The organism is Arthrobacter sp. P4_F11 (genome assembly GCF_056401395.1).
The window spans coordinates 141,029-161,180 of the sequence record NZ_JBFUJK010000014.1 but is presented as its reverse complement, the minus strand read 5'-3'; the positions used below and the strand labels follow the sequence as shown (position 1 = coordinate 161,180).

Annotated in this window: 16 protein-coding genes; 5 read left to right on the top strand and 11 right to left on the bottom strand. The window is 60.7% G+C overall.

The window, feature by feature from the left end:
- Positions 1-5: 5 nt before the first annotated feature.
- The 3 genes from AC1DRO_RS15845 to AC1DRO_RS15835 all read right to left on the bottom strand — a co-directional run bounded on the left by AC1DRO_RS15845 (position 6) and on the right by AC1DRO_RS15835 (position 2,659).
- The gene (locus tag AC1DRO_RS15845; RefSeq protein ID WP_476951555.1) at positions 6-1,283 is read right to left on the bottom strand and encodes a MinD/ParA family ATP-binding protein; all 1,278 of its coding nucleotides are present in this window, start codon (positions 1,281-1,283) and stop codon (positions 6-8) included.
- Positions 1,284-1,415: 132 nt separating this feature from the next.
- Complete coding sequence (locus AC1DRO_RS15840; protein WP_476951554.1) at positions 1,416-1,538, bottom strand: hypothetical protein; 123 nt, start codon at positions 1,536-1,538, stop codon at positions 1,416-1,418.
- A 305-nt stretch (positions 1,539-1,843) separates the two neighbouring features.
- Positions 1,844-2,659, bottom strand: a complete 816-nt coding sequence (locus AC1DRO_RS15835; RefSeq protein WP_476951553.1) for an MBL fold metallo-hydrolase — start codon at positions 2,657-2,659, stop codon at positions 1,844-1,846.
- Positions 2,660-2,904: 245 nt separating this feature from the next.
- On the opposite strand from AC1DRO_RS15835, the gene AC1DRO_RS15830 reads away from it, so the two are divergent.
- The gene (locus AC1DRO_RS15830) at positions 2,905-3,534 is read left to right on the top strand and encodes a TMEM175 family protein (protein ID WP_476951552.1); all 630 of its coding nucleotides are present in this window, start codon (positions 2,905-2,907) and stop codon (positions 3,532-3,534) included.
- A gap of 559 nt (positions 3,535-4,093) precedes the next feature.
- On the opposite strand, the gene AC1DRO_RS15825 is transcribed toward AC1DRO_RS15830, so the two are convergent.
- The 6 genes from AC1DRO_RS15825 to pdhA all read right to left on the bottom strand — a co-directional run bounded on the left by AC1DRO_RS15825 (position 4,094) and on the right by pdhA (position 10,955).
- Positions 4,094-5,656, bottom strand: a complete 1,563-nt coding sequence (locus AC1DRO_RS15825; protein WP_476951551.1) for a hypothetical protein — start codon at positions 5,654-5,656, stop codon at positions 4,094-4,096.
- Positions 5,610-6,101: a serine O-acetyltransferase gene (locus tag AC1DRO_RS15820; protein WP_476951550.1), complete on the bottom strand. Its 492-nt coding sequence runs from the start codon at positions 6,099-6,101 to the stop codon at positions 5,610-5,612. The genes AC1DRO_RS15825 and AC1DRO_RS15820 overlap by 47 nt, the downstream gene beginning before the upstream one ends.
- 210 nt (positions 6,102-6,311) lie before the next feature.
- Entirely contained in the window at positions 6,312-6,968 is a 657-nt protein-coding gene (locus AC1DRO_RS15815) for an SGNH/GDSL hydrolase family protein (RefSeq protein ID WP_476951598.1), read from the bottom strand.
- A gap of 47 nt (positions 6,969-7,015) precedes the next feature.
- The gene (locus AC1DRO_RS15810; RefSeq protein WP_476951549.1) at positions 7,016-8,605 is read right to left on the bottom strand and encodes a dihydrolipoamide acetyltransferase family protein; all 1,590 of its coding nucleotides are present in this window, start codon (positions 8,603-8,605) and stop codon (positions 7,016-7,018) included.
- 2 nt (positions 8,606-8,607) lie between these two features.
- Positions 8,608-9,720: an alpha-ketoacid dehydrogenase subunit beta gene (locus AC1DRO_RS15805; RefSeq protein ID WP_476951548.1), complete on the bottom strand. Its 1,113-nt coding sequence runs from the start codon at positions 9,718-9,720 to the stop codon at positions 8,608-8,610.
- On the bottom strand, positions 9,717-10,955 hold the full coding sequence (gene pdhA, locus AC1DRO_RS15800) for a pyruvate dehydrogenase (acetyl-transferring) E1 component subunit alpha (protein ID WP_476951547.1): 1,239 nt from the start codon (positions 10,953-10,955) through the stop codon (positions 9,717-9,719). The genes AC1DRO_RS15805 and pdhA overlap by 4 nt, the downstream gene beginning before the upstream one ends.
- A gap of 159 nt (positions 10,956-11,114) precedes the next feature.
- Between pdhA and AC1DRO_RS15795 the strand changes: the two genes are divergently transcribed.
- On the top strand, positions 11,115-11,579 hold the full coding sequence (locus AC1DRO_RS15795; RefSeq protein WP_476951546.1) for an Lrp/AsnC family transcriptional regulator: 465 nt from the start codon (positions 11,115-11,117) through the stop codon (positions 11,577-11,579).
- Positions 11,580-12,161: 582 nt separating this feature from the next.
- Here AC1DRO_RS15795 and AC1DRO_RS15790 read toward each other — a convergent pair.
- Positions 12,162-13,478 (bottom strand): hypothetical protein, encoded by a 1,317-nt coding sequence (locus tag AC1DRO_RS15790; protein WP_476951545.1) that lies wholly within the window; start codon positions 13,476-13,478, stop codon positions 12,162-12,164.
- Between the two features lie 145 nt (positions 13,479-13,623).
- A complete protein-coding gene (locus AC1DRO_RS15785; protein ID WP_476951544.1) occupies positions 13,624-15,138 on the bottom strand; it encodes a tyrosine-protein kinase domain-containing protein in 1,515 nt (504 codons plus the stop codon).
- An 854-nt stretch (positions 15,139-15,992) separates the two neighbouring features.
- Between AC1DRO_RS15785 and AC1DRO_RS15780 the strand changes: the two genes are divergently transcribed.
- The 3 genes from AC1DRO_RS15780 to AC1DRO_RS15770 all read left to right on the top strand — a co-directional run bounded on the left by AC1DRO_RS15780 (position 15,993) and on the right by AC1DRO_RS15770 (position 20,130).
- Entirely contained in the window at positions 15,993-17,210 is a 1,218-nt protein-coding gene (locus AC1DRO_RS15780) for a glycosyltransferase family 4 protein (RefSeq protein ID WP_476951543.1), read from the top strand.
- A gap of 649 nt (positions 17,211-17,859) precedes the next feature.
- On the top strand, positions 17,860-18,987 hold the full coding sequence (locus tag AC1DRO_RS15775; RefSeq protein WP_476951542.1) for a glycosyltransferase: 1,128 nt from the start codon (positions 17,860-17,862) through the stop codon (positions 18,985-18,987).
- Between the two features lie 342 nt (positions 18,988-19,329).
- A complete protein-coding gene (locus tag AC1DRO_RS15770; protein WP_476951541.1) occupies positions 19,330-20,130 on the top strand; it encodes a glycosyltransferase in 801 nt (266 codons plus the stop codon).
- The last annotated feature ends 22 nt before the right edge of the window (positions 20,131-20,152 follow it).

Sequence of the window (20,152 nt, the reverse complement as noted above, 5' to 3'; positions counted from 1 at the left end):
GGCCCCTAGACGTACCCGTCCACAATGGCGGCCGCGATCTCGCGGTACGCGCGCCTCGTTTCCGGGCGCAACACATCCAAGGTGACCAGGTCGCCGTCGGCCACTCCGCGGTCGTGCGGGACTGCGATCAGCTGGCGGCAGATGCCGGACAGGTGTTCCTCGATGGCGTCCTTGTCCACCCGGGTGGAGACCTCGTCCTTGTCCGTGATGACCACGATCGCGTTGCGGGCCAGGTCCTCGTAGCCGTGGCTGGCCAGCCAGTGCAGGGTGCTGCGGGCCCGTTTCGCGCCGCTGACGGCGTAGCCGGCCGCGATGATCAGGTTGTCCGCCGATTGCAGGATGCCGCTCATGGCGTTGTGTGTCACGCCCGTGCCGCAGTCGATCAGTGCCACGGAGTAGTAAGCGGAGATGAGCTTGCGGATCCGCAGGTATTCCGCGGCCGTCAGGGAATCCGACACCTCAGGGTCCTGTTCGCCGGCAATGAGGTGGAGCCGGCCGGCGTGGTGCATGTAGCGGGCAAGTGCGGTTAGGGAATCGACGGACTCGATGTTCTTGAGCAGGTCCGTGATGGTGCGCGGGCTCTGCTGCTGGTAGATGCCCTCGCCGAGGGCGCGCTCCACGAGGTCGCCGGAATCGGGGTTGGCGTCGATCGCGCAGGGGGGATCGCCGCGGAACTCGGCCAGGGTCAGTCCGACGCCCACCGTGGTGGAGGTCTTGCCGATGCCGCCCTTCAGGCTCAGGACGGCCGTGTTGTAGCTTCCCTGGAGCTGGCGCGAGATGCGCTGGGCGAGCTCGTTCTCTTCGCGCTGCCGGGCGTTCGGGCCCAGGTTCAGCCCGCCGCCGGTCAGCTTGTAGAGGGCGCCGCGGAACCCGCCGACGGGCCGGGGCTTCTGCTCGCGGACGAAGAGGCCGGGGGAACTGATGAAGTCGGGCACCGGGCCGTCGGCCAGGGCCGCGGACCGGCTGGCCGACCGCGTGGAGCGGGCCGGCTGCGCGGGCACGGCCGGAGGTGTTCCGGGGGTCTCGGGCAACGCCGCCGGTGTTGCGCCGGAGGGCGCGTGTGTGGGTGCAGCGGGCGCATCCGCTGCGGCGGCCGCTTCTGCCCATGAACTGCTAGGGGCGGTGCGTGCAGATTGGACGTCGGCTTCGTTGGGCGTGATGATCGGCATGGTTCCCGTCCAGGCATCGGAGCCGTCGGCGCGGCGGTCACGCCGGCGCCGGAGATCCGGCTGCTCGGCGTCCATCGTGTCGTTGGCAGTTTTGGTGTCCACCGGTTCGGACATGTCTATTCCCCCCAGGGATCACAGCGCAGGCCGCTGCGTTGCTTGTTTGAATTGGTCCAAACAGCAAGTCTAGGCGCAGGCACGGTGGTCAGCTGACGAGTACCCGCAGACGCGGCCAGAAAGTGCACTTAGTCAGCGACGCAGAGCGAGCACCACAACGGCGATCGTTGCTGCCGTCAAGAGCACCAGGCCCACATAGGCCCACCATTTCGGCCGGTTGCGGTGGGGGTTGATGTCGACGTACGGCACTGTCATGACTCCTGGCGCTGAGGAACGGAGACGGGCGCGTGTCTGCGCCGCCTGAGGCGAAGCAACACGTAGAACACGGCGGAGAGAAACACGAGACTCCCCAGCAAAATGCACAGCGCAAGGACATAGCCGGGCAATGTCACAGGTGAGACCTCCTGAGAGCAGCGACATCATTGACGCGAGCCCCGGGGATCCCCATCCTTGGGCAAGCTGGCCGCTGGCGAGAGCGGGTCCACGGAAAGGGACCCGGAGATGAGGTTACTCACAGGCTACCGGCGTTGTCCATCCGGCGAGCCCCGCGCCCGCCATCCTCAGCGGTGGGCCCGCGTGTCCTGCAGGCGTTTGATGAACCAGCGCGACTGTTCGGGGCCGTACGGCAGAATCGGGATGGCCTTGGTTGCGTCGTCCGGGGTTTCCCGGGTGGCCTGGATCGCCTGCCGGACCGCGGTGGTCATGGTGTTGGCCATGGTCTTGACGAACTGGTCCGAACACGGCTCGCCGTGGCCGGGGACCAGGAATTCGTACCGGTGCCGCAACGCGGACAGGTGCCGGAGAGCGTCGGCCCAGTCTTCCGGGAAGGAGTCCTCGAAGGACGGGTGGGAACCCTGTTCGACGAGGTCGCCGGCGAAGACGGTGCTCGCGGTGCCGACCAGGAGGTCGCCGTCGGTATGGCCGCGGCCCAGATAGAACAAGGTGGCGCTCTGTCCGCCAAGATCCACCAGGACCGGCTGGTCCCTCACGATGGCGTTCGGAACTACCAACTCAGCGTCGGAGCCCTGACCGGCCGCCATTTCAGGTTCCGCCAAGGCCACAAGCCGGCGCTGCTCGTCGCCGTTCTCCTCAATTTCCGCGGCGCAGTTCTCGTGCGCCCAAAATTCCGTGACGCCGTCGTCGGCGAAGACGGCATTGCCGAAGAAGTGGTCGTAGTGGGCGTGCGTGTTGACAACCACCAGTGGCAGCCCGGTCTTTTCCCGCACGGCCGCCAGGATCTCACGGCCCTGGCGGGGCCCGCCGCCGGTGTCGATCACCATGGCGCGCTCGGTGCCGACCACCAGACCCGTGTTGAGCAGGGAACCTTGAGTTGTCAGTACGTAGTTGTCCGGACCGACCTCGAGCCATCGTGACATTGAATCTCCGTATTTCCGACGCTTTTCCGGCGTTGCTTGTGCGGTCTTGTTGGTGCGGTGTTGGTGCGATGCACAGGCCTCGATTCTACCCGTGTCGGCTGGCAATTCCCTTCAGGGCATGCCCGTCCCGCCCTGTGGCGGCCCTGCCCGTAGGCCCTCGTCTTGGCCCTCGCCGCGGAGTAGCCTGTGGCCTACTTCCGTCGATTAGCCAGGTGCTCCACCGAAACGATTGGGGGTGGCTCCCGTTGAATGCCGGTACCTCCCTGGAGCGGATGGTGTTCTTCAGCGATGCCGTCTTCGCCATCGCCCTGACCCTCTTGGCCCTGGACCTGAAACTGCCCGAGGGCATCCCCGCCGAGCAGCTGGACAGCGCCCTGATCGCGGCCTGGCCGCAGTTGCTGGCGTACGCCCTGTCCTTTGCCATCATCGCCAAGACGTGGATGTCCCACCATTCCGATTTTGCCCTCATCCGCCGCTTCAATGCGAATCTGGCCTGGCTGAATCTGGCCCTCTTGTTCTTTATTGCCATGCTGCCCGCCCCGACGTCGATCCTCAGCGATTATGGGGACGACCCCACTCCGTGGCCCAGCGTTTTGTACGCCGCCAACATTGCCGCCGTCTATCTGATGCTGGCGGCCATTTGGGGCTACGCCAAGCACGCCGGGCTGATGGACCGCGAGATGGCCGCCCACGTGCACCGCCGCATCTTTTACGCGCGCCTGGCCGTGGCCTTGGTCTTCATCTTCTCGATTCCGGCGGCGTTCGCCCTCAACGCCTACACGCCGTTTTTGTGGCTATTGCTCCTGCCGGCGTCGTGGCTGGCGCGGCGACTTTCCGCACAGGCGGAGAAGAGCGCGGGAACCGCTCAGCACTGACCGCACAAAGGTGACCGTGCGGTCCCCGCCCCAGCCCCTGGGATCCCCGGACGAGCCTATGTGAGCGTCAGTTCGATAATCTTGCGAACCGCGAGCACCCCGTTGCCGGGTGCACTGAATGCCACACGAAGCCCTTCACGCAGCCGACCATCACGCGGAACGCCCAACGGCGCCGCAACCCTCGTCCCCCAGATTGTGGTGAGCTTGCAGCTACAGGGGGCATCCTCGAGGCCCCCCGACTCAACCCCGGCAAAGCCCGTGTCACCAGTCTGGCAGCACCAACCAGCAACTCGTTCGCAACCGACACCACTGGAGCAACAACCGTGACGGCACACGTGATACCCACCTCTACATAGACAGCGTCCACGTCACTCCCGAAGTTGGGTCCGCGCTGGCTATCCGGCAAGCTAACCTCATCCGGGCCACACTCGCCGCGTTCGGTCTAGGGCCGGCCGGAAAAGTAAACGGCTCTGCGACTCGAACGCTGGCCCCGCTGACCGGGAAGACGTTTATCGCCAACGGCACGAATTGGCGGGCATTCAAGGCCTGGCAAATGATCTCAGCGACGCTGTGAGCCCCACGGCTGTGGGGTAGGTGCAAGGTTGAGACCCGGAGCAATGCTTCGGGCCTCAACCTTGGCATTGAATTTGGTGCGGATGAACAGGTATGCGAGCACCACGACCGTCATGAACGCCACGGACTGCAACAGGGAGCCGCGTAGCACGATGAGCATGTAGAAAGGCAAGATGCAGGCCAGAACCGTAGGCCGGCCTGTTGTAGCTAGCGCCGCCTCGCTGGACCGGTCGAGCTTGGCGACCGCAGCACCCAAGATCAGCATGCCGACAACCAGAATGAGCCACCCGCCATTGATGAACAGCTCGGCCCACAGCGGGGCTGACAGGTTCTTGAACATGTACAGCTTCCATTCCCCCAGCATTGTCCCCGTGTCCACAGCCTTGTCGGGCCACACACTGCGGGGCAACCAGAAAAACAGGACTCCAAGAAGCTGATTTCCCCAGGTAATCCCCTCCGTCGCCACATATTCGGCCGTGTTTGTAATCTGGGCGAAACTGTCGAAGTCGCCGCTCAACATTGACTCAAGCGGGTTCTGTGACTTCGCGGCCGGGTCCAGTGATCGGCGGAACATGTCAGCAATGGGGAACAGGTACACGAGGCCGAATACTGCGCCCAGCGAGACAAGGCGAAACCTGTTCGCCGTGGCATACGCACCACATGCCCCCAGTAGTGCCAACAGGACCGTCCCGAATATGTAGCGCGGACTGCTGATCGGATTGACACAGAGGAGTAGCGAAACAAGGCTCGCCAGCGGGAGCATGAAAGGTCGGCTTCGCCCCTCACCCTTTCGTTGCTGACGCAAATATATCTGTCCAACAGTAGCGACCAGCAACCCCATCGACGTTGCGCCGACGATCAGAACATTGGTAGTCTTGTCGGCCCACACTTCGCTTCGCAGCAGGTCAAACGCCGACCTGCTGATGAACAGGTTACTGAGCCCGAGGCGGCTGACGTAATAAGCAAATAGCCCTAGGCACGCAATGGTCAGTACATTCACACGGGCGGGGCTGACCAGGGAGCCGACCGCGGGAACCTCTGAAGCCGGAGCCCCCTGCTTGGGTTCTTTTCCCAGGAAGGCTCCGAAAAGGAATGCGACACATCCGGCAATAACAATCGCCGTCGCCTGCCCGTCGAAGGAGTGGCTGATGTTCGGCGTCGTATCCGTGTCAATACCGAGGCGCAACTGGATGGTTGGCGCTATACCCAGGAAGACGTATACAAACAACCAGAAGACCATCTCGAACAAGCGCCGCCGCCTAGAACCAACAATTGCTGCGAACCGCAACCCTGCACCGCAGGCAATGACTAGGGGGCCAAGATAGCTATTCTCGCCACCCTGAGTGGCGGTCGCATCCAGGAGGATGATCGGAGCTATTACCGACAGGAGGAGAGCTACCACCGTCCCCAGAAGCGGCGCAGACATCGCTCTTCCATTGGCGTGGGCCTGTTTTAGATCATGCGCCAAGGCGATTCCCCCAAAAGATTCAGATGTGATTGACCTAATGATAATGGGCGGAGAGCCCTGCTGCTGCCTCTTGGTAATCACTTGTGGAGGATGCAATCCGGTCGACGATCTTGCGGGCTGGCGCCCCGGCCCACACCTCGAAGTCACCGGTTGACTGAGTTAGGACCGCATTCGCCCCAATGATGGAACCCTTGCCGACTCGCAGAGTACCGCGCCCGCCCAGTATCTTGGCCCCCGCGCAAAGCGTAGCCCCGTCGTCTATGACTACTCCTTCGAATCCTTGCTCAGAGTCGCTAGTGCCTACCCCACTGCGACCGATAGTCACCTGCTGATATATGACAACATCGTTGCCAATTGTGGTTCTGGGACTGACGATAATGCCTTGACCGCGGTGGTGGACGACTAGCCCGGTTCCAATCTTTACCTGCGGCGGAAACTCAACACCGTAGATTGACAGTATTTCGGTAGCCAGCTTGCCGATGAGGGGTCGCTGCTGCAGATGGATGAGTTTTTCGGTAGTCCCCATGCTGAGAAGTATATGGGCTCCAAAAGGCTGGCACGGCCGCTGGTGCGGTTCCCGCCGCCTATTTAGCCGTGTGCCTAAGCGTCCGCGTGGTACTCCATGCACTCTGGTAAGCAGTAGCCAAAAGTTCCTCGACGCGGCACACCCCACGCAGGCAGGGTACCAGGCGTTCGGTATCGCCGTGGCAACACAGGTAGCGCAGTACGGCCTGATCTAGGGGCTTAGCGGCGCTGCGAGTACGCGCTCCGCTAAGGCGGCGTGGCCTGCATTGTTGACGTAGGCTTTATCCGGCAGGACGTTGGCGGGGTCGATGAAGTCCGGGCCGATGAGGCTGACATAGGTTGCGCTAACGGCCAGCGCCGCATTCTGCACGGCCTTATCGAGGTCAGTGATCGGCGCAACAACCCCCCACGGTGTGGACGGGCCGACCACGACTATCCGCGCTTTAGGAAGCCGCTCACGCAGGGCCCGGTAAGTCGTGTCGATGGCGGCTGTAACCATGGCGGGGGCCCTGACGAACTGCGAGCGATCGTTCTGCCCACCAGTCACAACAACAACGTAAGGCTTGTGAGACACCGCAGAGTCCGTCATCTCTCGGCAGTTTGGGCAGACGACGAGTCCGCAACCGTTCACGTCCGATACTGCTACGTAGGCGGTGCCACCGCGGCCCATGTTGTCTTCGGCCCAACCCATCTCGGCGGACACCAGGCTCGACCATCGCTTATTCGGCGTGTTGGAGCCCGACCCCTGGGTGTAGGAATCGCCAAGGAATACGGCCGTAGGCTTTGGGGCTACCGTCGCCGTTGGCGTCAAGGAGGGCAGTGCAACCGAGAGCGGGACTTTGGCCGGCAGGAGCGCGTGCCCGACCACACCAAAGGCTGCGAGGCCCAGCAGCGCTAAGCCAACCCCCTCGCGTCTCACATGTCCGCGAGCGCCGAGCCCGGGTTCTCGATCGCGTCGGCGACATAGCGCAGGAAGCCGCCGGCCGCTCCGCCGTCGCACGCGCGGTGGTCGAACGTGAGGGTCAGCTCGGTGACCTTGCGGACCGCGAGCGCGCCGTTGACCACCCAGGGCTTGTCGATGATCCGCCCGACGCCGAGGATCCCCACTTCGGGGTGGTTGATGATCGCGGCGGAACCGTCAACCCCGAACACGCCGTAGTTGTTCAGAGTGAACGTGCCGCTGCCCAGCTCTGCCGGGGTCGCTTTGCCCTCGCGCACGACGGCGGTGAGGCGGCGGATCTCGGCGTCCAGTTCGCGGGCGCTGAGCTTGTCCGCGTTCCGCACCGACGGCACCATCAGCCCGCGGTCGGTCTGCGCCGCGAACCCGAGGTTGACGCCGTCGAAGGCCACAATCTCCTGCATCGCCCCGCCCGCGGCATCCTCGGTGGTCACGATCCTGGTGTTCAGCTCCGGGAACTTCTTCAGCCCGGCAGTAACAAACCGTGCGATGAATGCCAGCAGGCCCGGGGTGTTGTGCGGGTCCGCCTTTTTCAGCGCGGCACGCATCTCCACCAGCGCGGTGGCGTCCACGTCCACCCACACCGTGGCTTCCGGGATTTCGGAGCGGCTGCGCGTCATGTTTGCCGCGACGGCCTTCCGTACGCCCCGGACCGCCGTGCGCCCGGAAATGCCCAGACCGGTGCGCGCGTCGGTGCCGGAACCCGCGATAGGTGCGGCCGGCACGGCGGGCGCCGCCGCCGGGCGCTCAACCACCGGCGCCGGCTTGATGACGGCCTCGACATCGCGCCGCATGATGAGCCCGCTGGCTCCCGACCCTTGGAGTTCCCCCAAATCAACCCCATGATCGCGCGCCATCCGGCGAACCAGCGGAGAGATAACGGCGCCCAGCTTCCCGGGAATCCGGGTGCGCATCAGCACCAGGTCATCGGCAGCCTTCTCCGCAGCAGATACCCCGCTGACAGCCTCAGCCATCCCGGCCCGCTTAGGAGCCCGCGTCCGCCGGGCAACCCCATGCCCGCCCGGCGTCCCGTACCCAATCAGGACATTCCCGGACCCGGCCTTCTCCTCCTCGCGGTAAGCCTCAGCCGCAACAGCAGCCGGCGGAGAAACAGGAGCGGCGGCGGGTGAGCCAGCAGCGAAACCAGCCGGCGCGGATGATGCCGCCCCGGGAGTGGCATCGGGCCTTCCGGAGCCGGCGGCATCGTCCGCAGGACGAATGCTGTCCGGCGAAGGGGCGGGGGCGGCATCATTCGTGCCGGCCCCACCGGCCCCAACGACGGAAGCGCCGGAAACGGAAGCACCAACCGGCATCACCGAGATCAGCGGCTTGCCGACGTCGAGCGTCTGGCCTGGCTCGCCGTGCAGCACGGCCACGGTGCCGGCGTACGGCGAGGGCACCTCCACCATGGACTTGGCGGTCTCGACCTCGGCGATCGGCTGGTCCACGCGGATCTCGTCGCCCACGGCCACGAGCCAGTTCACGAGCTCGGCTTCGGTGAGGCCTTCGCCCAGGTCCGGCAGGAGGAATACTTTCGGTTCGCTCATGGTCAGTCTTCCCACTGGAGGTCGTCAACGGCGTCGAGGATGCGGTCCACGCCGGGCAGGTAGTAGTGCTCGAGCTTCGGCGCCGGGTAGGGCACGTCGAAGCCGGTGACGCGGCGGATCGGTGCGGCCAGGTGGTGGAAGCAGCGTTCCTGGACCCGGGCGACGATTTCCGAGGCCACGGACGCGAAGCCGTGGGCCTCGGCGATGACCACGGCGCGGCCGGTCTTGCGGACCGAGGCACAGACGGTCTCGTCGTCGAACGGGACGATCGAGCGGACGTCGATCACTTCCAGCGAGCGGCCTTCTTCGGCGGCGGCGGCCGCGGCGGCGAGCGCCGTCGGGACGGACGGCCCGTAGGCGATCAGCGTGGCGTCGGTGCCGGGGCGGGCGACGGCGGCCCGACCCTCGGAGGACGTGCCGCGCTCGGTGTTCGTGGCGTGCTCGGCACGCAGCGCGTCCAGGTCCACCTGGTCCTTGGACCAGTACAGCTTCTTGGGCTCCATGAACATCACTGGATCGTCGGAGTCGATGGCCTCGCGGAGCATCCGGTAGCCGTCGGCCACGGTGGCGGGGGTGAAGACCTTCAGGCCGGCGGTGTGCGCGTAGTAGGCCTCGGAAGAGTCGCAGTGGTGCTCCACTCCCCCGATCCCGCCGGCGTACGGGACCCGGATGACCATGGGCAGCTTCACGGCGCCCTTGGTGCGGTTGTGCATCTTGGCGACGTGGCTGACGATCTGTTCGAAGGCCGGGTACGCGAACGCGTCGAACTGCATCTCGATGACCGGGCGCATGCCGTTCATCGCCATCCCCACGGCCATGCCCACGATCCCGGATTCGGCCAGCGGGGTGTCGAAGCAGCGGCTCGTGCCGAAGGTCTTGGTGAGACCGTCCGTGATGCGGAAGACGCCGCCAAGCATGCCGACATCCTCGCCGAAGACCAGGACCGACGCATCCGCGTGCATGGCGTCAGCCATCGCGGTGTTGAGCGCCTTGGCCAGCGTGACGGCCTGCGGGCCGGTCAGCTCTGCGGTGGCTGCAGCCTTGGCGGCCGCGCGGGCGGTCGCGGCGCTGACATTGCCGTTCGCCTCGGAGGACGTGGTGATGCTGGGGCTCATTTGCCGGCCTCCCTTGAGTTGGATGCGGCTGCGGTGGATGCGGCGTCGCGGGCCAGTTCGTCGGCGAGCATGGCTGACTGTTCCTTCAGCTGTGGGGTGGGGGTGGAGAAGACGTACTTGAAGAGGTCCTGCGGTTCCACCGGGACTTCTTCGCTGAGGCCTTCGCGCAGCTGCGTGGCGACCGCTTCCGCCTTGTCGGTGATCCTGGCGGCGCGGTCATCGTCCAGCAGGCCGCGGTCCGTCAGATAAGTCTGCATCCGGCTCAGCGGGTCCTTGGCGACCCATTCGGCGACTTCGCTGTCCTGCCGGTAGCGGGTGGCGTCGTCGGCGTTGGTGTGCGCCTGCATCCGGTAGGTGTGCGCCTCCACGAGCAGCGGGCCGGAACCTTCCCGGGCGAGCTTGACGGCCCGGCCGAGGACGGCGAGCAGGGCCACGACGTCGTTGCCGTCCACGCGTTCGCCGGCCATGCCGTAGCCCACGGCCTTGTGGGCCAGCGAGGGCGCAACGGACTGGTGCGCGAGCGGCACGGAGATCGCGTACTGGTTGTTTTGGACGAAGAAGACCACGGGCAGGTGGAAGACGGCGGCGAAGTTCAGGGCCTCGTGGAAGTCGCCTTCGCTGGTGGCGCCGTCGCCGCACATGGCCAGGACCACGGTGTCCTCGCCGCGCAGCTTGGCGGCGTGGGCAACGCCGACGCCGTGCAGCAGCTGGGTGGTCAGCGGGGTGCACTGGATGCCGACCTTGTTCTTGGCGGGGTCGTACCCGCTGTGCCAGTCGCCGCGGAACAGCGTCATGGTCTGCACCGGGTCCACGCCGCGGACCATCACGGCCACGGAGTCGCGGTAGGTAGGGAACAGCCAGTCACCCTCGGCAAGGCACAGGGCGGCGGCAACCTGGCACGCCTCCTGGCCGTGGCTGGAGGGGTAGACGGCCATGCGGCCCTGCCGGACCAGCGCGGAGTTCTGGTCATTGACGCGGCGGCCGACGACGAGCTGCTCGTAGGCGGCCATCAGTTCGGCTTCGCTGGGCAGGCTGTACTCGTGCCCCGGCTGGGTGCCCTGCTCCGTGTGCGGATTCAGGGTGCCGTCGGGCCCGACCATCTGGATCTGGTGGCGGGCCGGGAGCATGTAGTCCTCAACAGTGATGCCGAACTTACTCACGGCATCACTGGCTGAATTTTGCTGCGCGGCCTGCTGCGCGTGTTGCTGCGCAGTGTGGTCTGCGGAGATCGTCATTGGTCCGTCTTTCTGTAGCCACTAATCTGTCCCAGTATGCCGCCAGCTGATGTTTCGTATCCACCTCCACCGAAAATCGTGGAGATGTCCACAAATATGCCCTAATCTTGAAGACAAATCGTAAGTGTGAGCTGGATTACCGGCGGGGGTCGTAGACGAATGGCAGAGCTCGAATCAGAGCAGATGGCGGTGCCGCTGGACGATGTGGACCGGAACATCATCGCGGAGCTGACCCGGGACGGCCGGATGTCGGTGACACAGGTGGCCGAGAACGTCCACATTTCCCGCGCCCACGCCTACACCCGCATCGCCCGGCTCACCGGCGAAGGCGTCCTGACCAAGTTCACCGCCCTGGTGGATCCCATCAAAGCCGGCCTGAAGTCTTCTGCCTACGTCACGCTGAAAGTGCGCCAGCACTCCTGGCGCGAGCTGCGCGAACTCCTGCGCGCGATCCCCGAGGTCCATCACATCGCGCTGGTGGGCGGGGACTTCGATGTCATCCTGCTGGTGCGCGCCGTGGACAACATTGACCTTCGCCGGGTGATTTTCGATCAGCTGCAGTCCATGCCCGGAGTCCTGGACACCCAGACGTTCCTGGTGTTCGAGGATTTGGATACGCGGTAAGACTTGAGGACTGCTCGTGGTCGCGAAGGATTTCCCGCAATACTTGAAAAGGCTAAAGAACCGTGCTCGATGTTTTCCGGAACCGTTGAAAGCGCCGTTCCTTCCGCCGCGAAGGCACCATCAACCAAGTGGACTAGCCCGCTGGCTGGCCGGTTTCAGCAGTCACCTGACGGCGCCCGCCGGTCAGCACGCTGACGGAAATAACGCCGTAGTGCCCAAGTTGCCGAGCTTGTGGCTTCAGCTTCTTTTCCCAACCTTTTCCCAAGATGCGGAATGACATACCACAAGCGATGAAGAGCCGTTTCTGGACGGCGCCAGCGACCGGGATGTCACGGATACTCTGGAATCACTGTTCTGTCCGCCGCGTAGTCAAGACACCACAAAACCACAGGTCGGGAAGCCTGTTGGCTGGTGGGTTCGACAATGACCCGGCGCCGGTCGAGTAGCGGGCCCGACAGAGATGACGCGTTAGTTGGGCAGGTTAAAGAGGAAGCGTACGTCGCCACCCGGTACGTTCAATCGAGACTCGTGGTCCATCCTTGAATCGGATCAATTCCACCTGACCGACAACGGCGAAAGCCTTTAGCCTGGCGGCCCAGAGGCTTGAAGCCGAGCCCGCTCCCCGGCGCCCCCACGCAACCCTAGGCTCTCAGCATTCCGCCTCATAATAGACGTTTCCTTCCTTATTGCGTGTCTATAAGAAAAGGACCAGCCAATAAGGCCAGCTACGGAAGCGAACAAAGTAACAGTGCCGATAGGGTCGCCCCATGGCAACCATGCGCCTGAACTTCCAAGAAAGGACACCAAGAGCGAAAAGATGACAATAACTAGCCTTAACAAAGCCCCGTGACGTTGATATCCAAGCGCCAAAGCAGCAGCCGAAAGAGGGGCAGCAGCAGAACCGATGAGACCAACCACCCCTACTATCACGGCTATCCGCAATAGATCCGTGGATCTCAACCCTGACAATGCGATAATTAGCGTCTCCGCCAGCGCAATATACAAAAGTGCAAATATCGAACTGGATATTACGGCGATTGATACCTGCTTACGCAAAACCCTAAGCTGACTTCGAGACGTGAGCTGCCAAGCATTCAGGCCGAACATCGTGATCAACGACGTACACAATATGTTGATGGGTCCAAGCGAACTCTGCAATACGCGATAAGTCCCGGCATCCGCCGATCCGAGGACGAGGGCCGTCATGAGCATCGGAGAAAGCGTAGCGGCTGCACTCAGTATGGCGTCGAGTCCTGACCACTTTCCTAGGCGCCAGGTCGTCTTGACTAAGGCATTGGGCACTTCGCTCCCGCGTCCCCCTCTGAGCAGAGGTAGTAGAGCAAGAGCCACTGCAAGAGCACCGCTGAGTCCCCAATAGATGGTCAGGTCCAATGCAAGGTGGAAGTTACCAGGAAAGAACAACGTAACGAATATCAGCAATAGCCAACATCCGTCGCTAAATACAGCTCGCGCCGTTAAGCCCCGAGACATAAGACAGTAGCGAAGTGTATCCTGCGCCAAGGCGGCAACGCCGGCCACGAGGCCGGCCAGAAACCACTCAGCGTAGCGGTTGCCGTCGGCACCGAAAGCAACCGAAATCAACCCCGCAATGGCGACAGCCAAAGGAACAGACACTAAAGCTACCCACGAGAGAGGAATAACAGTCTTGCCATTGGCGCGTTGAGTCGAAAGGGCTGGAGCAAGAAACGCGGATCGCTGGAGCATTACCGAGGTCATTATGATGAGCTGCACAAGCGAGAAATCAGAAAGCTGCTGTTGYCCCATGGATCGCGCAGCACCGAGCAACAGCACGACGCTGGATGCGGCTGCGATTGCGGTATTAACGACAACCAACACATTTCGGTGCTTAAGTTTTGCTAATAGTCCCGACCTTAACACTTCCCCATCCTCGCTATAATAAGGCTGCCTTCGAATTGGCACATCAACTTATGGGGCCATTGGATGTTGCACCGATTCTGATAACACTTCGCGAACGGCTCCATTCACCAAGGCAGCCAATTGAATCCGGAGGAGAGCAACAATTCTATTCAGTCTGCTTGACGGGAAACGTTGATGGGGGCCTCAAATTACCACCACTGTTTATGTCATGCAATTCGCTCGGCTCGAGATCCTCCACTAGTACTTGAGTGGCTGGAGGCGACTGTTCCCTCTCGGCCTTCTGCTTGCGTTCCTTTTTTTGCTTCGAAAGGTTAGCGCCATAGTACCCATAAGCGTAAGAGTCCTGACCCTTCGCCGGGAGGAAGTTCAGAACGATACCCAAAATCTCGGATCCCACTAAGGAAAGCGCATTCATTGACTTCTCAAGGTCATTACTTCGCAACTTCTGCGTTCCCACGACCAATACCACGCCGCCCACATGTTGCGAAAGGACTGCTGCATCCGTAACTGGCAGCAGCGGTGGCGCATCGATTATTATCCAGTCAAAAACCTTTTCAAGCCTGACAATAAGCGCTTTCATTTCCAGTGATCCCAACAACTCACTCGGGTTCGGAGGAATTTGTCCAGAAGTTAGTACGAAAAGATTATCGTCACCCCAGGGCTGGAGCAGATCGTCGATGTCCGCGGCTCCAACGAGGGCAGTAGTCAGGCCAGCTCCCTCACCAAGCCCCAAATACTCACTAATCATAGGGCGCCTAAGATCTGCATCTACAAGACATACCGAATGACCGGCTTGAGCTAGCGCGATGGCCAAATTTGTAGCCGTAGTGCTTTTTCCTTCCCCCGGAAGGGAGGAAGTTACTAGTACTGTCTTCGCATGTCCGGTTACGTTCGCGAACTGAAGATTTGTGCGCAGCTGACGGTAGGCTTCCGCCCTAGGGCTGTGCTGTCCTGTCTGAGAAAGGAGGGGACTACGGGCGGCGTCCTGATTGAAGGCAATAGCACCCAATAGCGGTGCATCCGTAACCCGCCTAAGATCGCTCTCCCCGCGTACCCTGTTGTCGAACGAGGACTTCAGAACGGCCACACTCGCTCCCGCCGCCAGTCCCAAGATCAGCCCGACGAGGAGGTCAAGACGGGTATTGGGGGCCGACGGGGCGACTGGCGCCTTGGCAGGCTTGATGATTGAAAGGCTTACGGGAGACGTGCCATTCCCGGTCTTCGGCCTTTCGAGAGTGTCGACTGTCTTCACGAGACTGCTCACAACGGCTTGAGCGATAGCCGCGGCTTGCACTGAGGAACTGTCCGACACCGAGATCGAAATCAACACGGTATTAGCTTCAGTCGTAGCGCTTACGCGGGTTGCCAACTCCTCCGCCGTTGAGTCAAGACCCAGAGAATCGATGGCTGGCTGAAGGACCACCGGGCTATCGATAGTTCTCACGTATGACTGCACGCGGGCTTGACTAAAGCTATTTCCTTGCTGCAGCTCCTGCACGGATCCGGAATTCTGGATAGCTACAAATAGCTCAGTCTCGGCAGTGTACGTAGGCTTGGTAAGTAACGCAACGGCTCCCCCGGCAATCAGCCCAATCAACGTGAAGGCGACGACAACAAGCCAGTTTCGTCGCATAACACGCATGTAGTCGCGCAGATCCAAATTAGGGTCCCCCTATGTCGACCACTATCGGCGGCCTGTAGATGTGTCGCAGACAGCAACCGGATGTGACAGCCAATTTATTCGGCAATGGCAATCCTACCCGAACATGGCTGGCGGACTTTCCTCGACTGAGGGCGTTCTTTTCAAGGCGCGCCGCGCAACTATCCTAAGGATGGTGCACGCTTTCGGCGGCCTGACCGACGACCGGTTTCCTCGGGATCGAATCATAGTGTGCTAGAACCGGATGAAGTTCATGAAGGAAACAGCCCAGGAAGCTGTCCTCCTTCAGCTTCGCCGCGAACCAGGCCTGGCGGCCATCGCAGCTCTGGACTCCAACAACATCGTAATTTCTCCAGCTCACAGTCATATGAGGCAGCGATCACACGAAGGGTGGGTCATCAAGAGCTGGCGAACCGGCCCTTCGCAACCGCCTGAAAAATCGCCACCCGCACCAGCCAAGGTTCCGTCGCCGACAGTGAGGGCTGCCACAGACCTGGAGTTCGACGCTGCCCTATCTGTAGCGTCTGAGGAAGTGTTTCACACCGTCCGGACAACGAGTTCCCAGCCGCTTCGGCTGAGCCGCCCCCCGCTGCCGGCGCATAAAGCTTTGGGGCAGTGATCGGCGATGACCAGTCGAAAGCAGGCGCCGCCTCAGTTCAGAAGTCTCGCACAAGTGCCGCGCAACCGAACTAAGCAATGTATCATCAGGCGAGCTATTGCACCGTCAGACCGTGACATGATCGTGACATGCTTGGCAAAGCTGATCTCGGACAGCATCCGACCTGCTATGCAAATAGGGACGATGGCCTGCCGCCCATTGTTTTTGACATCATGATGCCGCCGAGGAAAATATATTGACTAAAATTGGGGATGATGCAAAGACTCTCCCGCACCGACGTATGCGCGTTCTGTGGCTAACTAACATAGCCGCGCCATACCGGTTGCCTGTCTGGCTGCGCCTGGGGCATGACCACGACTTAAGGATAGGGCTTCTTGAGTCTAATAAGGCACTGATTTCTGATTCGACAGCCAACAGAGGCGAAGACTGGCTGCATCGAGGATCGGATTATATTAGGTATCAAGAGATTCCTACAATAAAGGTAAAGCGCGGTGAATCGCGCTACTACATTTTGCGTAGCCTTTCTTCGATTTTTCAAGTCAAAAATAGAGACGTCATACTATTTGGCGGCTGGGAGTCACCGGCATACTGGGCATTCCTCTTGGCGGCAGTTGTTTTCCGCGTTGGTCGAGTGGGATTCTACGAAAGCCCTATCAGCACGATGCGTCACACCAGAGGCCCGGTCGCATGGGTGCGCACAAAGTTTTTCAAATCGATGCATGTAGTTGTGGCTCCGGGTGCGGCAGCGCGAGAGGCCCTCTCATCCATCGGGGTCAATCCAGAGAACATTGTTGTCGGATTCAACGCAGTTGATGTGGAATCATTTCACCGGGCATCTTCGATGCGGTCGACCGAGATTCCCGCAAACGAGGATTCTGGGCACGTATTTCTATATGTAGGGCAGCTCATTGAACGAAAACGTGTCGCGTCTATCATTCAAGCCTATAATGAAATTGCGAATCCAAACGACCGATTGTGCATTATTGGGTCCGGCGACCAAGAGCCCGTCCTTAGGCGGCTGGCCAGACATTCAGATAGTGGCATCAGCTTTATCCCATATGTCAGCAACAGCTCGTTGCCTGAAATTATGTCTGGCTGCATGACACTGGTTCTGGCTTCATCTCGTGAAGTCTGGGGACTCGTGGTGAACGAGGCCCTAGCCGCAGGTATGCACGCGGTAGTTACATCCAATTGCGGAGTTGCGCCCTCGGTCAAAGCTATGATGGGCGTCTTCGTGGCACAGCCAAGTTTGAGCGACCTTGCCGCCCAGATGCAAGCCTCCCGCGAAGCTTGGAACGGTCCGATCCAAGTTCCGGAGATCCTCACACATACACCGGAAAGATTCGCTGAAGTCTTCGACACTGCTCTTCACCGAGCTGCCGGGTACCGTCCTCGATATACTGATTCTTCCGCGCCCTCGAAGGCCAGTCCTTCACTGCCTGAACGCGGGTAGCGTGCACGTGGTGGATTCTAATTCAGGTACTTCGGGCGCCCGGTGCCCGTCCCATTGAAATCGGTAAATGCATTGAAGATCCTGGAAGTGAGATTTATTACATGGGAACACTGAGGAAGCTAGCTTCATTCTCGGGCGCGGGGTACATCAAAGGAAAACCTATAATTGTCCAAGCACTCTGGCTCGTGACTTCCGCTGCTCTAGTTGAACGCATATGGTGCCCAGCTCCCGCTCGCGTAGCGATTTTGAGGCTTTTTGGCGCAAAAATCGGCACGGGCGTGCTTATTCGGCATGGTGTGCGTGTCCACTGGCCCTGGAAGCTCGAAATCGGTGACAACGTGTGGATCGGAGTCGACGCGTGGTTGCTGAATCTCGAGTTCATCCGTATTGGGTCCGACGTATGCATTTCTCAAGGGGTGATGCTTTGTACCGGAAGTCACGACGCAAGATCCCCAAGTTTTGAATTCGACAATGGTCCCATCCATGTTCAAAATGGAGCCTGGATTGCTGCTAGGGCCACGGTACTCCGAGGCGTAACAATCGGCGAAAACGCAATTGTTGGTGCAACGGGCCTGGTCACGCAGGACGTGCCCGAAGGGGCTCGGACGCTAGCGCCCCGCGCCAGCGTCGTGGGAGAGGGACTGCTCCGATGAGAATAATTCAGGTCGCGACCCTTATTACACCGGACGGGGCATACGGTGGTCCAGTTCGCGTCGCCGTCAATCAGACGCGGGCGTTGCTCAATGCTGGTCACGAAGTCGTCATGGCGGCAGCTGCGCGCGGCTTCAAGGGAGTGCTGCCGAATACCTTTGACGGAGTGCCAGCGAAACTATTCCCGGCAAGAAACATACCGAAACTGGGATTCGCAGGAACATTCTCTCCATCCCTTCTGGAATGGCTACGGCGGGCTGCACAGACCGCAGATGTTTTGCACATCCATATGGGCAGGGATTTCGTCACACTTCCTGCCGCCGCAATAGCGGCCCGGAGAGGTACCCCGTACGTTACTCAGACTCACGGAATGATTGCGCCATCCTCGCACATATTTTCGGGCCCGGTTGACGCATTCTGGACCAAACGAGCGCTGAACGGGGCAAATCGGGTCCTATATCTAACGAACACGGAACGAAGTGGCCTGTTGGATCTGGGGACGAACGAACAGAAACTCCAAGAATTACCCAACGGCGTGCCTGCGCTAACTGCCCCAAGCCCCCTATCGCGCGATGTTGAAGTGCTCTTCCTTGCAAGGCTCCACACTCGCAAACGGCCCCTCATGTTCATTGAGATGGCAAAACGGCTCCAAGCCCGTTTTCCGGCCGCTCGCTTTGTCCTAGTGGGCCCCGATGAAGGTGAGGGGTCTTCAGTGCGTTCGGCAATCGCCGCATCGGGAATGGGAGATCGGCTTAGCTGGGAAGGTCCGGTAGAGCCCCACGACGCTGCGGCGCGGATTGGCAAGAGCTCGATATACGTGTTGCCGTCTATTGACGAACCATTTCCAATGGCGGTTCTGGAGGCCATGTCATTGGGCAAGCCTGTGGTCATCACGGACACCTGCGGGCTTGCTGACGCGGTAACGACGGCGGGGGCCGGTGTCGTTACAGGTCCCGATATTGAATCCCTAACTACGGCCGTCGCCGATCTGCTAGCAAGCCACCCGAAACGCCAGGAAACCGCTACCAATGCACAACGACTGGCACGAGAGAGGTTCGGTATGGACGCCATCGTCCGGAAGCTTTCCGAAATATATAGCGAAGCTGCGAGGGATCGTGGCTTGTAGGTACTTGGAATGAACAAGAAAAGGACTTTAATAATTGTTCAGCCATACGTTCCGGAGTATCGAGTTGGTTTCTTTTCTAATTTGATTGACACCCTGGCTGACCACAATGTTCAATGCTGGATCGCTGCGGCATCCCCCCCGGCCCAGCAGTCAGCGCGTGGAGACGCTGCTGTCGCAGATTGGATCATTCCTTTCCGTTCTCGGAGTCTACGAATCGCAGGAAGAACCCTTGGGCTGGGAGGCGCTCGACCGCTCTGGCATCGTGCAGACGGGGTGATAGTAGGGCACTTGGGTTCCTCGCTAGACACATATTTGGCCATTGGTGATGGTAAGTGCGGCCGAATGAAAGTCGGAGTGTGGGGACATATCAAGTCCTATGTAAATGATGGTCATCCTCTCGATCTTGCCTTGGAAAAATGGCAACTTCGAAATGTTGACCACGTGTTTGCCTATTCGCCCGGAGGTCGGGATTACGGCATCGCTGCTGGAGTCGATAGCACTCAAATTACGACGGTCATGAATTCGACTGATACAACCACTTTGAGCCAGGCTAAGAACTCCCTTGATGTTATTCAGCTCAGAGAGTTCATGAATGCTCATGGTTTGACTCCCGGGAGGACTCTAGGTTTCATTGGAGGACTGGATTATAGCAAAAGAATAGATTTTCTTTCGCAGACTTTGGACCGTCTATGGCTTTCTGATCCTGACGTGAAGATCCTCATTGGAGGCCGTGGCGAACTGGCAGGAATGTTAAAAACATCCGTAGATCGCGGGCAAGCGATAATGCTGGGCTATGCGGACTCAGTTGGCCAAGCCCTCATTGCAAGAGCCTCGTCCGCTCTGCTAATGCCGGGTCGAATCGGCCTCGTAGCGGTAGACGCACTCGTACTCGGCATCCCAATCATAACTACGGACTGGAAATACCATGCCCCCGAAGCGGAGTTTCTTGTGGAGGGTGAGTCTTGCTTCACGGCAATAGACGACGTTGACTCTTACGTCTCGCTTGTACGAACATTCCTGCAGGAACGTTCGTGGGTAGAAGATGGGAACCACCCGTCCTGGCGTTATCCCACTATTGACGGCATGGTTAGAAATTTCAGTTCAGGCGTCCTGAAAATGCTCGACGCCCCTGGCCCGGCCTGAGCTCATCGAAACGGGTTTGAGT